A 14971-nucleotide genomic window follows, 5' to 3' on the forward strand; every position below is an offset into this window, starting at 1 on the left:
CGCGATGCTCCCAATCCTGGAAACCGCTCAGTTTATTGCGGTAGTATCTCCTTAGTTTACTGGCTGATATCCCATAGAATGAACTGATGGTCTGAATGCTATGAGCCTGGTTGTCCGCTGATACCTTTTAAAAAAGCTGCGAAATCCTGTGTGATGCGCGTCCCTTTGGCTACTAGTTCCCAATTTCTGTAGACTACTTTATCGGTATCCTGGTTGAGCCACCTGCGGCGCTTGACATGAAGATAGACCTGCATGCCACGGATAGGAAAATCTTGAAGGGTAACGGGTTCGAAAAACCCCTTGGAAATCAACTTCTGGCCTTGATATTCTTCAGGTGTATTATTGAGTTCCTCCAGAAAGATATCCAGTCTTTTTTCTTCTTTGGAATAGTGGGTCATCTCAAAATAATCGGAAACTCCTTCGGGAATAATTAAGGGCATTAACGCGTTAAAAGATTCGTGCATCTGTATAAATATCAAAGCACAAATATCTAATTATTTTTTATCCCCTCCACAACTTTTGTACATGATCCCAATTGACCTCCAATGATCTGATTCACAATATTTTTTTGCATAAAAAAAGGAGACTACTATTGACTAGTGTCTCCTTAAGTGCCCAGGAGCAGATTCGAACTGCCACGCCCATGCGAGCGCCACCCCCTCAAGATGGTGCGTCTACCAATTTCGCCACCTGGGCTCATATTCACCTTTGGTATCACAAAAATAAAGATTTTTCGCTCTTTTACAAGTCGAAAATCGCTTTTTACAGCATTATTTTACTAAATTCCTATTGATCAAGGTTCTAATTACACCGTCGACAAGTCCAACCCGTGGAACAATGATTTGTTTTAGGCGGCCGTGCTTCATAATCGTCAGGAAAATCTCACTTGCTGGTATAATTACATCCGCACGATCTTCGTTCAAACCCAATAAAATAATACGCTCTTTCAAAGAAAAGGAAGATAAATGCTCATATACCGCTTTCAATTTGGCATAAGATAATGGTTTATCCAATTTTTCATTGGAAAGACGCGCAAGCTTATTAATATTTCCGCCAGTACCGATCCCAACCACTTGCTTATACATGTGCGTATTGCTTCGCACCCATTCTTTCAATTCATCCCAGGTTTCTGTCTTATCCTGATTGTCCAAAATACGGATCGTCCCTAAGTTGAAAGATCTAGAGTTTACCAAGACACCATTGGCGAATAACGACAATTCCGTACTACCACCACCAACATCAATGTAAAGATAAACTTTATCTTTCTCCATCTTATTATCCCAATGACTATTATAAATAATCTCAGCCTCTTTTGCCCCTTCGATAATATCGATGTTTATACCATTTTTCTTGACTTCCGCAACAATGTCGGCCCCATTTCGCGCATCACGCATGGCCGACGTCGCACAGGCCATATAATCCTCCACGTGATAAACATCCATCAACTCCCGAAAAGCCTTCATCGTTTTGATCAAACTCTCGGCTTTCCTTGGTGAAATTTCCTGATGAATAAACGCATCATCTCCCAAACGGAGTGGAACACGTAACAGTGTATTTTTCTTAAAATTATATTGATCTTTCTGTCCTATAATGTCAGCTATCAAAAGACGGACTGCATTGGAGCCTATATCTATTGCGGCGTATCTCACTTTATATACGATTTCATTAAATTACGCTAAAATAAACACAGTTATTAAAAACTGTGTTATATAAATGTTAAGTTATCATTAATTTAACAAATAACAAACGATTATTTCAGGGAATTCTTGTGTACACAACACTGATATGTCGTACAATAACTAAAATTTCCATTTTATCAAGAATACAAACTCATTTCCTGCCAAAATCATCTCGCTGGCAATCAACTGAGTCGGAATACAGATAGCACATCCTATCGAAACTCAGTACCTATCACAATTCCATGCAGAAAATCTAGTATTGTCAACAAAAAAATCATAAAAAAAGGAATATTCATCTTAATGAATACTCCTTTCCTTTTATTTATCTTATTTCTTAGTGATGGTGTTCTTCAACTTTACCGCCAGCTAACTTATAGATCTCTTCCACTTTTTTCAAAGACTCTTCTGAAAGGTGGATAACGTCTTTGTTTGTATTGTGTTCTTCATGAGACAATCTAGTATTGATCTCACCTTGTTTTTCAACTACAAGTGCTAAAAATGCTTTATCGTTGAATGCCGCTGTACTGTCCGAACCAATTGAAGCTGGAACTTGAAATGCAGGCACACCACGTTGCGCATCGCCAACATGCAATTCTTTTGCTAAATTGTCTAATTCTGGTAACACTGTTGCGTAAGCTTCTTTAATCTTTGCAGCTACATTTTTTACCTCTGCTGAGGTAGATTGTTTTGCAGCTACATCGGCAAGATTTACCAAGTAGTTTCCATTTTCGCCAACGAATTTAATCATTGCAAAGGCATCACCATCCGCTAAGGATGCATTAGAGTATTGACGCTGTCTATCTGCAGCTGTTTGACCACAAGATGCAAATAATGTACCCGCACAAGCCGCAACAATAAATAACTTATTAATCTTCATATCAATTTTGTTAACTATACAAAAGTAGATAAAATATATGTTCTCCGAAACCCTATCCGTGAAAAGAAAGAAAAATTACGCAACATTTCTTCCGGCATTCACCACGCCAAAGATTGTACGCGCTATTAACTTCGAATAATCTTCACGTTGTGCATCAGTCAGCTGATCCGAATTCAATGCACGAATCGCAAAATGCTGTATAACCAATAACGGTAATACAATTCCCTCGCGCGCTAAAATAGACTCACGATCCACCGGATAGTTCTCCATCAATTTTGAGGTTCCGCTCAATTTTAACAAATATTCTTTTGTTATCTGGTACTCGGCATACAACGTTTTCCAAAAATCACCATAAATAGGATCATCTTTCATGTATGCTGTAATATCAAAGTTTGACTTTGTCATCGACATCATACAGTTGTCGATCAATGTCTGAAAAAATCCCGATGAAACATATAATTGCTGTACGTCCTTCCAGAGGTTATTTTTTTCAGCCCATTGCAATGCTGTTCCGACACCATAAAATCCAGGAATATTTTGCTTCAGCTGGCTCCATGAAGTTACAAAACTAATAGCCCGCAAATCTTCCAGTCGCAATTCACGGCCTGAATTACGTTTTACAGGTCTACTTGAAATATTGATCGAGGATAACGCTTTCAATGGCGACATCGTCTCCAAATATGGTAAAAACAATTCATTCGTGCGTAGATCCATAAACTTATGATGACTCAACTCAGCTAGCTTATCAATGATCTCCTGTTGATGTTTGGTTAAAGTATCGCCCACACGTTGTTTTAAATCTGAAATAATGCCAGCGTGCAAAAGTTGCTCAATATTAAACCGCGCTGTATCTAAAGATCCGTACTGGCTACTGATTGTTTGTCCCTGAATCGTCAATTGAATATGATCGTTGGCAATCTCCTTACCCATAGATGCATAAAAACGTTGTGTTTTACCACCACCACGCGCTGGAGGTCCACCGCGGCCATCAAAAAACACCAAATCGACATCGTATTCGCGTGATATCGCCGTAAGTTCGATTTTTGCACGATAAATCGACCAATTCGCCATCAGATATCCACCGTCTTTGGTACTATCTGAATAACCCAACATAATCGTCTGTTTGTTTCCTCTTCGTTTCAAATGTGCCTTGTACTCCTTATTACTGTACAAGGTTTTCATCACGTCCGCTGCTCTCGTCAAGTCATCAACGGTCTCAAACAAGGGCACAAAATCGATCGTTAAAGCATCCTTCTTCCATCCAGACCATAAAAATAATTGACGCAGTCCCAAAATATCACTTGCTTGCTGGCAATTACTGATGATAAAGCGTTGTGCAGCTCGCTCAGAACCGGAACGTTGAATCTCCTTTAATAATTTTATCACGCCCGAAGTATCTTTCGTTAACGGATCCGCGTCCTCTCCCACCGTTAAGTCAAGTTCTTTGAATTTTAATGCTTTTTGCTTGTCATTTTCACTAAGCTCCAGATAATCCAATGGCATTCCAGTCTTTTCCTGGTTGTGCTGAATCAGATAATTGGTAGCCTCACGTAATATGCGGCTGTCTTGTCTGATATCCAATGTGGTAAAGAAACAACCAAAAGTCATCACTTTACGGAGTAGATCATCAACGATCTCTACAAAAAGCCCGTTGTGATATTCCTCCAAAACATTTTTGATTGCTTTTAGATTCGTGATAATATTATCGGTTTCGTCTGCTGGATGTTCGACTGGATTAAAACTGTTTTCGTAGAACAATGTTTGGAGATTTTCCATATATTCCTCTACACCTCTAAATGTGATGCGCCGTCTAACAATACGAAAATCCCTATAGTAACATCTAAACAAAATGGTACGTAGCAATGCGGCAACTTTCTTGGTGCTATCAACACTTACGTTGGGATTACCATCACGGTCACCTCCAGGCCAAAAGCCCAGTTCAATCAATTGTTTGACTTCTTCGGTATCCACGTCCAATTCATCATCAATAAAAGACTGAATTTCCGATGCTACTTTATAAAATACGTTTTCCAAAAACCAAGCTAAGCTCGCAGCCTCATCAACTGGAGTCGGTTTATTTTTATTGATGAAAGGCGTTTTACCCAGTTGCTGTAGCAATAAATGTATACTATGGATATCATTGGTCTTGATTGCATCGATCAGGTCGTTGATAATACCCAATACTGGTCCCGGATAGAATTGCGTAGGATGTGCAGTCAACACAAGACGTACAGAAAAATCCTTCAATTTTGACACAATCTTACGGCGCATATCTTCGCTACCTTCGGCGTTTTTAATTAATGCCCCTAAGACATTTTCATCATCGCCACGACCCACCATCTGAAATGACGAATCTTCGATCGCATCAAATAAAACAACCTGACGCTCTATATATTGAACAAATCGAAACAACAAATCAATCCGTTGTTCTTCCGAAGAAAAATCTTCATGCTGATCGAAGAAACTTTTTATGATCTCATCAGGAGTTAAATGCTGATCCACACCCTTTTCACATTGCTTTGCAAAAAATGGTAATAAAGTACCTGTATCTTTAACACGTTGAAATGGCAATGTTAAAAACAAACTTTTGAAAAGCTCAAAGCGTGTCAATACCTCGTCCTGAAAGACGGCTTCATTTTTACTTTGCTTCATATTTAAATCTTTGAAAGTGGTCAAGAGAGTTTAGGTGACTCTTGAAAATTTGTAATGTCTCTGAAATAACCCTATGGCTCCAAATATAACAATATTATAGCTAAACAAATAAAAAAATATAAATTAATCAAAAAAACAATTGAAATTTTATAAACATACTAACAAATTTTAGTAAATTTTCATTTTTAACACATTAATGCAATGCAGTATAGCAACGAAGACCTTGAGAACCTGATCCTGTTAAGCCCCGCTACAAAATGAACCTTTCTTGATCAGACAGAAACCGACCAGCTATATCGCTATCATCCGTACAAAAAAGAGCAAACATAGCAGAACAATTGTTTTTAATATGAAAAGCAATTTATCTAAGTTTGTACTATACATTATGAAACAGACACAAGAAATAAAAAGTTTTTTCTATAGCCAATATTTTGCGGATGGACTCCGAATTACCATCGGATGTATTGTGCCTGTCCTAATCTTTGCAACTATCGGGCAATTTACCAATGGAACCATTGTTTCCCTGGGAGCGCTCTTGGTAGGTCTCTCCGATACGCCCGGAGCACCTAGCCATAGAAGGAAAGGCATGATTGCGGGTGCGATTTTGACTACGTTAACTTTTATTTTAACCAATATAGTTAATCAAAATGTCTATCTACTGGCGATTTTTATCGGCGCAGCCTGCTTTATATTTGCCATGTTTGCAGTATTCAATAGCAGGGCCGCCAACGTAGGCCTTATGTGTATTCTGATGATGTTGATCCATGTGCAGATTCACTATCCTCTTGTTGAAGCCATCAACTATTTAGGCTTCTATACATTAGGTGGTCTATGGTATATCGCCATTAGTCTTTCCATCACCCAGGCACGCCCTTACAGGCTCGCCGAACAGGAGCTATCTGAAACAATTCGCTATGTGGCTGATTACATCCGGCTGAAAGCTAATTTTTACGATGCTAAAATTGATAATGATAAAAACTACCTCAAACTGATCGACAAACAAGTTGAAGTCAATCAGCATCAGGAAAACCTACGGGATGTATTGTTTCAAAGTAAACGATCGATAAAAGACACCACAAAGGTAGGACGTTATTTAACCCTCGTTTTCAACGATATCGTCGATCTCTTTGAGCAAAGTATGGCGGCGCACTATGATTACAATACCATCAGCGAACGCTTTGGACCTACAGGAATCTTGGAAGATTTCAAAAATGTGATTTTAAAATATACCAATGAGCTTGACAATTTAGCCTATCAGCTTAATACAAATACACAGCCAAAACCACTGTACGATTTCGACTCGGATCTCAGTCACCTTCACACTAAAATTGATCAACTGGATAAAAATCAACAATATAGTACATTTGCTTTACGCAAGGTGTTGATCAATTTGCGTGACCTGGTTCGCCGGATTAAAAATATCTATGGTTACTCGCATCTACAACCTGACGATGTCAAAAGAAAGGAAATTGATGACGCAAAACGCTTTGTTCAAAGCTCTGCAATTGATTTCAAAAAGTTCCGCGAAAATCTTACCCTAAAATCCACCATCTTTCGACATGCGTGCCGCATGGCAATTGTCATGTCGGTCACTTATTACGTGTTTGAGGTCACCAATATCACCAATAATGTATATTGGATCCTCCTGACTATCATGGTTATCCTAAAGCCTGGCTTCGGGCTCACAAAGGAGAGAAATATCCAGCGTCTCATCGGCACAACGATAGGCGGACTCATCGGAGCCCTCATCCTGTTAACCATTCATGACCCAACGGTCCTTTTCGTTCTACTGGTATTCTTTTTTCTGACGGCATATAGCTTATTCCGGGTCAATTATGTCATTGCCGTACTTTTTATGACCCCTTATGTATTAATTATGCTGAGCTTCGTCAGCGCCAATACATTGGACGTCACGAAAGAACGCATACTGGACACCTTTATCGGCGGCATGATTGCATTCTTATCCAGTTATGTTATTTTTCCAAATTGGGAAAGCATGCAAGTCAAGGAATCCATGCGAAAGCTACTGATAGCCAACTACAATTACATCTTTCAGGCATTGAAAGAAATTGCAGGCCAGGCGCCTTCCATCACCGACTACAAACTAACACGCAAGGCAGTCTATGTGGAAACAGCCAACATGGGTTCCACATTCCAACGTATGCTTACGGAACCCAAGAAACGTCAAAAATATAGTAAGGAAGTCAATAAATTCGTCATATTCAACCATATCCTAGCTTCTTTTTCGGTAACATTGATGAACCATCTCGACGAAATGGACAATAATTATATCAATAAGGACCATGTCCGGACGATTCGAAAAATATTAAGCTCCTTGGAGCAATCCATTCAGCTGCTGCATTCTGCCGATAGTGTCAATGCATTTGTTCCTTTGGCAATCGAAATTCCCAACGACCAATTTGATAATACAGATGTCAGTTCAGTTGATGGACAGCTATTGAGTGAACAGCTGGACTTTCTCAATAAAATTGCACAGGACCTGCATAAAATAGTCCAGGACCTTCACGCTAAAAGCACAGCAATGTCAGAAAATGAACTGCCTAAAGCTTTAAGCTGATTTATTCTTTAAAATTCTCGACATTTATACCATGAGCGATACGATAACACGGTACGACCTGATCATAGTTGGCGGCGGGCCAATTGGCTTAGCTTGCGCCTTAGAAGCCAAAGAAGCAAATTTAAACTACCTTATTCTCGAAAAGGGCTGTTTGGTCAACTCATTATATAATTACCCCCAAAATATGACCTTCTTCTCTTCTTCCGAAAGATTAGAAATAGGTGATATTCCATTTGTCACCACCAATTCCAAGCCAAAACGCATGGAGGCGCTGGAATATTACAGACGTATACAGCAAAAGTTCGCACTGGATACCCATCTTTTTGAAGAAGTACTGGAAATTAAGAAAGAGGACACGGAGTTTCTGGTCAGCAGTAGCAAAAGCATATACCTGAGCAAGAAAGTCATCATCGCCACGGGTTTTTATGACATACCGATGTTGCTCAATATCCCGGGCGAAGAACTTCCCAAAGTGAGGCATTACTACGACGATCCACATTATTATAGCAGCCAAAAGGTGATCGTTGTCGGCGCCAGTAATTCATCCATTGATGCCGCCCTTGAAACCTACCGAAAAGGAGCACAAGTTTCTTTGGTAATCCGCGGTAGCGAAATCAGCCGCCGGGTAAAATATTGGGTAAAACCTGATATTGAAAATCGAATTGCCGCGGGTGAAATCGATGTCTATTATAACAGCCTCTTAACAGAAGTTACTCCAACTACTGCGCATATCCAAACCCCAGATGGTATCGTCGAACTCGATAATGATTTTGTACTGGCTTTAACCGGCTATCGCCCAAATTTTGATTTTTTGAAAAAGATCGGAATTGATATTCCCCAAGAAGCACCTTGCATTCCCAGCCATAATGAAGAAACAATGGAAACAAATATTGCCGGGATTTATTTGGCAGGTGTCGTTTGCGGTGGCTTAAATACCCACCTTTGGTTTATTGAAAATTCACGAATTCATGCCAAACAGATTATCGGACATATTCGCTCAACACTTACTTGAAGACTTGAAAACGTAAGCCATTTAAGAAGATTTTCATCATTTTCTTCTGTAAACTGAGAATATGATCGAATTCTTCTTTTGTTGGGAACAACATGTTTTTCATATCCTTTAATATGCCCATACGCATACCGAATAGTGAATACAAAAGAATCCGCGCAGTTTCATTGATATCTTCCACCTGTATCTCACCGGCATCGATACCAATCTTGAGAATCTTCTCAATAATTTCTACCTCACGGAGATAAGACTCTTTGAACACCTGTTCCAGCTCGTCCGGAAGCTCTTTGACCATCTTCATGGTGTATTCAAATAAATTATAATACTGATTGATGATCTTGACACGCATATCAATGGAGTACATCATAATCTCCTCAAAGTCTCCCCCTTTTCCAATGACATCCTCAAGGTCCTCGATCATTTTGTCGATGACATATTCGAAAACCGCAGAATATAAGCTATTCTTATCCGGAAAATAATAATACAGCAATGCTTTTGAAAAATTGAGATCCTTGGCTATTTCCGACATCGTTGTCTTAGCCATTCCAAAATGTGCAAAGCGCCTTGTCGCAGCTTCTAGAATTTTGATTCTTTTTACATCTGCATTACCCATTAAACTTATATTTTTTATCGTTAAATAAACGGTTTATACTATCTTTACCGATTATCATGCTAAAGATAGCTGATTTTTTTGAATTTCTGAAAACTAAAGTCAATATGAAGTTAAACATTCAATCGAATATATCTTTAAAAGCTTTCAATACGTTTGGAATTGAAGAAAAGACAAATTTTCTAATCGAAGTGAATGACAATGAAACATTGACCGAAATTTTTAAAAATGGTATTTTTAAAGAGAACTTCTTTGTTCTTGGCGCAGGTAGCAATGTCCTTTTCACCAAAGCATTCGACGGCTATATTATTCGTATGACGAGCAAGGGCATACAGTCAAAAATTGATGGCGATGATGTCTATGTCACAGCGCAAGCGGGAGAAATCTGGAATGACTTCGTTTGGTATTGCATCGAACATAATTACGCTGGGATTGAAAACATGGCCCTAATTCCCGGCACTGTTGGGGCTTCACCTGTACAAAACATCGGCGCCTATGGTACCGAGTTAATGTATGTCTTTCACGAATGTCAGGCTTTCGATACACATACGGGCAACTTTGCCACATTCAAAAAAGAAGATTGCAATTTCTCCTACCGCGACAGCATCTTTAAAACAGCTCATAAAGGACGGTTTATCATTACCCAGGTAACCTATAAGCTTAGCCAAACAGCTCATATCAATACAACTTATGGTGCAATAGAAGCCGAACTCGCTAAAGAAAATATAACGAACCCAAGTATTGCCGATATCGCAACCATTGTCTCCAAAATCCGCGTAGAAAAGCTCCCTGACCCAAGTACAGTGGGAAATGCCGGAAGTTTCTTTAAGAACCCCGTAGTTACAGCATCGACTTTCGAGCCTCTTCAGAAAGAATACCCTACAATACCGCATTATCCAATGCCCAATAATGAAACAAAATTGGCTGCTGGATGGTTAATAGAACAATGTGGTTGGAAAGGAAAAGAATATGGACAAGCAGGTGTATGGAAAAATCAGGCACTTGTACTAATAAATAGACAAAACGCTACAGGACAGGAAATTTATAATCTATCGGAACAAATCATAAGTGATGTAGCCAACAAATTTGGCATTAAGCTGGAGCGTGAAGTTAATTTACTGTAAAGATTTAAAAAAAGTAAAAATATTTTTTTTAAATCTGAAAGCAAAAGAAAAACAGGCTTCACTTTAGTAAAATATCACTTTGAGCTAATTTTATTTACTTAAAGTTAGTCAACGCAAACGTGTGCTCCGCTTAAAATAATCTTAAAATTATATTAACAAATCTAATTTTGCCATTTTTGGCGCATTTTTTGCCTCATACTTAATGAACCGCATTTTATAAACGTACTGTTTTGTAAAAAGAACAGTTATAATTCATTAAGCTACGACAAAGAATGAATTTGACACCATGGTTATTGAGCAATCGGACTCATTAAAACTCTACGCCAGAAATTTTACCAGTGATTACGAAGATGCCAACGATCTCGTTCAGGACACTCTCCTGAAAGCTGTAACCTATTTTAAAAATTTCAAAGAAGGAACCAATTTGAAAGGATGGCTTTACACCATCATGAAAAACACGTTTATTAATAACTATAGACGTATTGTGAAAACCAACTCTTTCATTACGAAAGACGAGGATATTTCTAACGCTAACCTCCTATTATCCGCCTCCTCAAATCAGGGCGAAAGCAAATTTGTCATGGAAGACATCCATGAAGCTTTATCTAGTCTTTCCGAAGAATATTACATCCCCTTTTCACTGTACTTTGAAGGGTTTAAATACCACGAGATATCTGAACATTTAAATATCCCTATCGGAACGGTAAAAACAAGAATACATGTCGCTAGAAAATTAATGAAAAGATCACTATCGGCATATAAAGTAGCCTAGTTTTTCTATCTTCGCCTTTTTACAATTACGAATGGCAGAAGAATTATCGGAATACAGCAAAAGCCAACTGGCTTTACGTAATGGTCAGGACAAACCACAGATCTGGGTTGCCTATCGCGGATTTATCTATGATGTCGGAGAAAGTAGACTGTGGAAAAACGGAATGCATTACGAACATTGGGCCGGACAAGATCTAACTGAGGAGCTCCAAGAAGCCCCTCATTCAGCATCTGTATTTTCAAAATTTCAGATCGTTGGAAAACTGAAAGATCCATGATTATAAATTAAACTGAGATAGGGCAACAAAAGCATTCAAGCGCTTTTGTATGTCCTCTTCGGTCAGATCAACCAAGCGATCTGTACCAAATTTCTCTACACAGAATGAAGCTAGCGCAGAACCAAAAATCAACGCATTTTTCATGTTTGTAAAGTTTATACTTTTTACTTTGGCAAGATAGCCAATAAAACCTCCTGCAAAGGAATCCCCCGCGCCAGTTGGATCAAACACATCTGCTAATGGTAGAGCTGGCGCAGAAAAAATCTGATTCTCTCCAAAAAGAAGCGCACCGTGTTCACCTTTTTTGATAATTAAATATTTAGGCCCCATTGCTAAAATGGCTTTTGCAGCCTTAACCAGAGAATACTCTCCTGACAGCTGTCTCGCCTCTGAATCATTTATGGCTAACACATCAACCTTTAGAAGAACCTTTCTTAGGTCATCCATGGCAACATTCATCCAGTAGTTCATCGTATCCAGAACAACCAGCTTAGGTTTGTGCACCAAGCGCTCCAACGTTGTTAATTGTATTTGAGGTGTAAGATTACCCAGGAGAAGATACTCACAATCCTGGTAACTTTCAGGAATAATTGGATCAAAATCAGCCAATACATTTAAGTCTGTCGCCAGGGTATCACGGCTATTCATATCGTTATGATATCTGCCTGACCAAGAAAAAGTTTGCCCACCAGTAATCACCTGGACACCCGTAACATCTATACCACGGTTCCTGATAAGATCGAGATTGTCATTTCCAAAATCCTCCCCAACAACACTGACCAATTTGATTTGATCACATAGATATGATGCCGCCAGACTAGCAAATGTACCGGCACCACCCAGAATTTTGTCAGTTTTACCGAACGGTGTTTCTATTGTATCGAAAGCCACCGTACCAATAATTACTAAACTCATAGTTTTTTAATAAGCATGGTAAACAAAAAAACCGGCGTAAAGCCGGTTTCAATATTGCTCCTGAAGCTGGGCTCGAACCAGCGACCCTCTGATTAACAGTCAGATGCTCTAACCTGCTGAGCTATTCAGGAATTTATTTTTCGAGAAATTCCTTTCTCATAGAGTGTACAAAAGTAGTACATTTTAATTTTATTTGCAAATAAAATATTTGCATTGTTGCTCCTGAAGCTGGGCTCGAACCAGCGACCCTCTGATTAACAGTCAGATGCTCTAACCGGCTGAGCTATTCAGGAATGAAAAATTGAATATTTTAAAAACCCCGGTTATGTAAGTTATTAAATTGCTCCTGAAGCTGGGCTCGAACCAGCGACCCTCTGATTAACAGTCAGATGCTCTAACCTGCTGAGCTATTCAGGAGTGTTTTTCAATTTTTCCGGAGACCCTATGGCGTTTCCGTGATGCAAGTATCGGAAGATTATTAGAATACTACAAATTTTTTGAGCACATTTTTTACAACTTCCTAAATTCCAATTAGAATAATTTATTTTTATTTTTCATACTGCTCCATAAAATCCCCTTTTCAGCACTTAAACCAACATTATCCTTCTTTTACGTTCAATAGCTATTAGCTGATCAATGGGCAATATTGTAAATTCAGTACGATTATAGTAGCACACCTTTCAAAATAAGCGTCGCTACACTAAAATAAATCAGCAAACCTGTTACATCGACTAATGTCGACACAAAAGGCGCTGAAGAACTCGCAGGGTCGGCTCCAAGCCGTTTCATCACAAAAGGCAACATAGACCCCGTCAACGACCCCCAGAGGACAACACCGACCAAGGACAAAGAAATAACGAATGCAACCAACACCCAATACTCACCATAGCTATGCGCAAAAGACTGCCATGCCATAATCCTTATAAAACCCAGCGCCCCCAAAATAAGTCCCAGCAGTAAACCCGACAGAATCTCTCTTCGCATCACACGCCACCAATCCCCTAAGGTAACTTCCCCCAAGGCCATCGCCTGAATAATCAATGTTGATGCTTGCGAACCGCTGTTCCCACCACTGGAAATAATAACGGGCATCAGCGCAAATAACATAATCGCACTTGCCATTTGCTCCTCGAAGTGCTCAATAACTGTCGCGGTCAAAAGTTGCCCCAAAAAAAGCACAATGAGCCAACCAGCTCTTTTCTTGACCAAGTTCTTAATCGACACATCCAGATAAGGCTCATCCAACGCCTCCGTTCCCCCGATACGCTGCATATCTTCCGTGTACTCCTCGTTTGCTACCCAAAGAATATCATCGACAGTCACTATCCCCAACATAACCCCCTGTTCGTCGACAACAGGCAAGGCCACTCGATTATTCATCCGGAAGATGTTGATTGCTTCCTCCTGGGGATCGTAAGCATTCAGCGAAATGAGACGATGATCGATCAGTTCGCCAACGACTCTATCTGGCTCCGCCATCAGCACATCTTTAATCCGAATATCATCAACCAGCTTCCCATTTCCATCAATCACATAGAGTACATCTATTGTCTCCGAATCTCTTCCATAACGCCTAATATGTCCCAATATTCGTTCAATACTCCAATGCTCTTTTACGGTAATATAATCGGGGGTCATTAGACGCCCAACGCTGTCTTCTGGATAGCCCAACAACGCCAATGCTTCAACACGATCTTTGGGTGGTAATAGTAAAATTAAATGCTTAATATCGTCCTTCATTTCTGAAAAAAAAGAAGTCCGATCGTCGGGCGGTAACTCGTTAATTAGTGCGCTAATTTTCGCTTTAGAAAGCTTCTTAAAAATCCTGTTTTGAGTAGGGAAATCCAGAATACGAAAAACGTTAACTGCGCGATTCAAATTTAATGATTCAATAAATAGTGAACCATGTTCGGGCAACTCATCAATCAGCTCCTCTACTTCTGAAATATTTAATTCATTCAAAAATTCTTCCAGCCCAACAAGGTCTCCACTTGCTATCAATTGCTCTATTTGATTCACCTGCATTTCCAGTTCTTCCATATCTCCTATCAATTTAAAAATCCTACATCTACACAAAATTTATATGTTACAAAAATCGCTTTTTTAAAGTAAATTCTGCATAAAAAAATAAATAATAAAAACCTGCTGTCTGTCGCAGTAATTGGGATAAATACGCCGCACAATGTTTAATGCTCAAATCAAAAACAAGACAATTTGTCACCAACAAAAATTAAGGAGAAAACCGTTCTCGCCAATAACTTGAACAGGTCTAGACAAAAGAAAGACGACGAAATTTATCGTCTAATCACCGATCCATTTTTTTATCGAATAAAATAAATCAGGCGACACCCAACTCACCAACAGTCCCCTAAAAGCAACAACCCATAGTCGTCAGATTTTTATGCAAAAAAAAGCAAACAAATTTTCCAGACACAGTCTTAGAATCGCCAATTATTTAAGTATATTCGTCGTATGCTT

The 14971-nt window shown here is 39.2% G+C and carries 12 protein-coding genes and 4 tRNA genes; 5 read left to right on the forward strand and 11 right to left on the reverse strand.

Annotated features, from left to right (window positions below; translation table 11 throughout):
• Positions 1–98: 98 nt before the first annotated feature.
• The 5 genes from AACH28_RS07795 to AACH28_RS07815 all read right to left on the reverse strand — a co-directional run bounded on the left by AACH28_RS07795 (position 99) and on the right by AACH28_RS07815 (position 5208).
• Positions 99–464 (reverse strand): transposase, encoded by a 366-nt coding sequence (locus tag AACH28_RS07795; protein WP_149525777.1) that lies wholly within the window; start codon positions 462–464, stop codon positions 99–101.
• Positions 465–612: 148 nt separating this feature from the next.
• A tRNA-Leu gene (locus AACH28_RS07800) sits at positions 613–696 on the reverse strand.
• Between the two features lie 74 nt (positions 697–770).
• Positions 771–1649 (reverse strand): exopolyphosphatase, encoded by an 879-nt coding sequence (locus AACH28_RS07805; RefSeq protein ID WP_075991755.1) that lies wholly within the window; start codon positions 1647–1649, stop codon positions 771–773.
• A 364-nt stretch (positions 1650–2013) separates the two neighbouring features.
• Positions 2014–2556 (reverse strand): hypothetical protein, encoded by a 543-nt coding sequence (locus AACH28_RS07810; protein WP_070570475.1) that lies wholly within the window; start codon positions 2554–2556, stop codon positions 2014–2016.
• Between the two features lie 75 nt (positions 2557–2631).
• A complete protein-coding gene (locus AACH28_RS07815) occupies positions 2632–5208 on the reverse strand; it encodes a phosphoenolpyruvate carboxylase (protein WP_341832660.1) in 2577 nt (858 codons plus the stop codon).
• A 385-nt stretch (positions 5209–5593) separates the two neighbouring features.
• On the opposite strand from AACH28_RS07815, the gene AACH28_RS07820 reads away from it, so the two are divergent.
• Together AACH28_RS07820 and AACH28_RS07825 are read left to right on the forward strand one after the other, a co-directional pair.
• Entirely contained in the window at positions 5594–7786 is a 2193-nt protein-coding gene (locus AACH28_RS07820; protein ID WP_341832661.1) for an FUSC family membrane protein, read from the forward strand.
• 31 nt (positions 7787–7817) lie between these two features.
• Entirely contained in the window at positions 7818–8798 is a 981-nt protein-coding gene (locus AACH28_RS07825) for a YpdA family putative bacillithiol disulfide reductase (protein ID WP_341832662.1), read from the forward strand.
• Here AACH28_RS07825 and AACH28_RS07830 read toward each other — a convergent pair.
• A complete protein-coding gene (locus tag AACH28_RS07830) occupies positions 8791–9408 on the reverse strand; it encodes a TetR/AcrR family transcriptional regulator (protein ID WP_112374184.1) in 618 nt (205 codons plus the stop codon). The two genes, AACH28_RS07825 and AACH28_RS07830, sit on opposite strands and share 8 nt — an antisense overlap.
• A 104-nt stretch (positions 9409–9512) precedes the next feature.
• On the opposite strand from AACH28_RS07830, the gene murB reads away from it, so the two are divergent.
• The 3 genes from murB (at position 9513) to AACH28_RS07845 (ending at position 11578) form a co-directional block, all read left to right on the forward strand.
• The gene (gene murB / locus AACH28_RS07835) at positions 9513–10529 is read left to right on the forward strand and encodes a UDP-N-acetylmuramate dehydrogenase (protein ID WP_341832663.1); all 1017 of its coding nucleotides are present in this window, start codon (positions 9513–9515) and stop codon (positions 10527–10529) included.
• A 286-nt stretch (positions 10530–10815) separates the two neighbouring features.
• Positions 10816–11301: a sigma-70 family RNA polymerase sigma factor gene (locus AACH28_RS07840; protein WP_341832664.1), complete on the forward strand. Its 486-nt coding sequence runs from the start codon at positions 10816–10818 to the stop codon at positions 11299–11301.
• 31 nt (positions 11302–11332) lie between these two features.
• On the forward strand, positions 11333–11578 hold the full coding sequence (locus AACH28_RS07845) for a cytochrome b5 domain-containing protein (protein ID WP_341832665.1): 246 nt from the start codon (positions 11333–11335) through the stop codon (positions 11576–11578).
• On the opposite strand, the gene AACH28_RS07850 is transcribed toward AACH28_RS07845, so the two are convergent.
• The 5 genes from AACH28_RS07850 to mgtE form a co-directional block, all read right to left on the reverse strand.
• Positions 11579–12493 carry a PfkB family carbohydrate kinase gene (locus AACH28_RS07850; protein ID WP_286850783.1) on the reverse strand — a complete coding sequence of 305 codons (915 nt, stop codon included), beginning with the start codon at positions 12491–12493 and terminating at the stop codon, positions 11579–11581.
• Positions 12494–12550: 57 nt separating this feature from the next.
• A tRNA-Asn gene (locus AACH28_RS07855) sits at positions 12551–12624 on the reverse strand.
• Positions 12625–12712: 88 nt separating this feature from the next.
• Positions 12713–12786, reverse strand: a tRNA-Asn gene (locus AACH28_RS07860).
• A gap of 50 nt (positions 12787–12836) precedes the next feature.
• Positions 12837–12910: transfer RNA gene (locus AACH28_RS07865), tRNA-Asn, on the reverse strand.
• A 246-nt stretch (positions 12911–13156) separates the two neighbouring features.
• Positions 13157–14533, reverse strand: a complete 1377-nt coding sequence (gene mgtE, locus AACH28_RS07870) for a magnesium transporter (protein ID WP_341832666.1) — start codon at positions 14531–14533, stop codon at positions 13157–13159.
• Positions 14534–14971: the final 438 nt, after the last annotated feature.

The sequence above is a fragment of the Sphingobacterium thalpophilum genome, from assembly GCF_038396785.1.
Lineage (GTDB): Bacteria > Bacteroidota > Bacteroidia > Sphingobacteriales > Sphingobacteriaceae > Sphingobacterium > Sphingobacterium thalpophilum_A.

Coding starts and splice junctions, on each gene's coding strand:
- murB (WP_341832663.1), top strand. CDS start 9,513: ATGAAGTTAAACATTCAATCGAATATATCTTTAAAAGCTTTCAATACG.
- AACH28_RS07815 (WP_341832660.1), bottom strand. CDS start 5,208: ATGAAGCAAAGTAAAAATGAAGCCGTCTTTCAGGACGAGGTATTGACA.
- AACH28_RS07795 (WP_149525777.1), bottom strand. CDS start 464: ATGCACGAATCTTTTAACGCGTTAATGCCCTTAATTATTCCCGAAGGA.
- AACH28_RS07845 (WP_341832665.1), top strand. CDS start 11,333: ATGGCAGAAGAATTATCGGAATACAGCAAAAGCCAACTGGCTTTACGT.
- AACH28_RS07820 (WP_341832661.1), top strand. CDS start 5,594: ATGAAACAGACACAAGAAATAAAAAGTTTTTTCTATAGCCAATATTTT.
- AACH28_RS07840 (WP_341832664.1), top strand. CDS start 10,816: ATGGTTATTGAGCAATCGGACTCATTAAAACTCTACGCCAGAAATTTT.
- AACH28_RS07825 (WP_341832662.1), top strand. CDS start 7,818: ATGAGCGATACGATAACACGGTACGACCTGATCATAGTTGGCGGCGGG.
- AACH28_RS07850 (WP_286850783.1), bottom strand. CDS start 12,493: ATGAGTTTAGTAATTATTGGTACGGTGGCTTTCGATACAATAGAAACA.
- AACH28_RS07810 (WP_070570475.1), bottom strand. CDS start 2,556: ATGAAGATTAATAAGTTATTTATTGTTGCGGCTTGTGCGGGTACATTA.
- AACH28_RS07830 (WP_112374184.1), bottom strand. CDS start 9,408: ATGGGTAATGCAGATGTAAAAAGAATCAAAATTCTAGAAGCTGCGACA.
- mgtE (WP_341832666.1), bottom strand. CDS start 14,533: ATGGAAGAACTGGAAATGCAGGTGAATCAAATAGAGCAATTGATAGCA.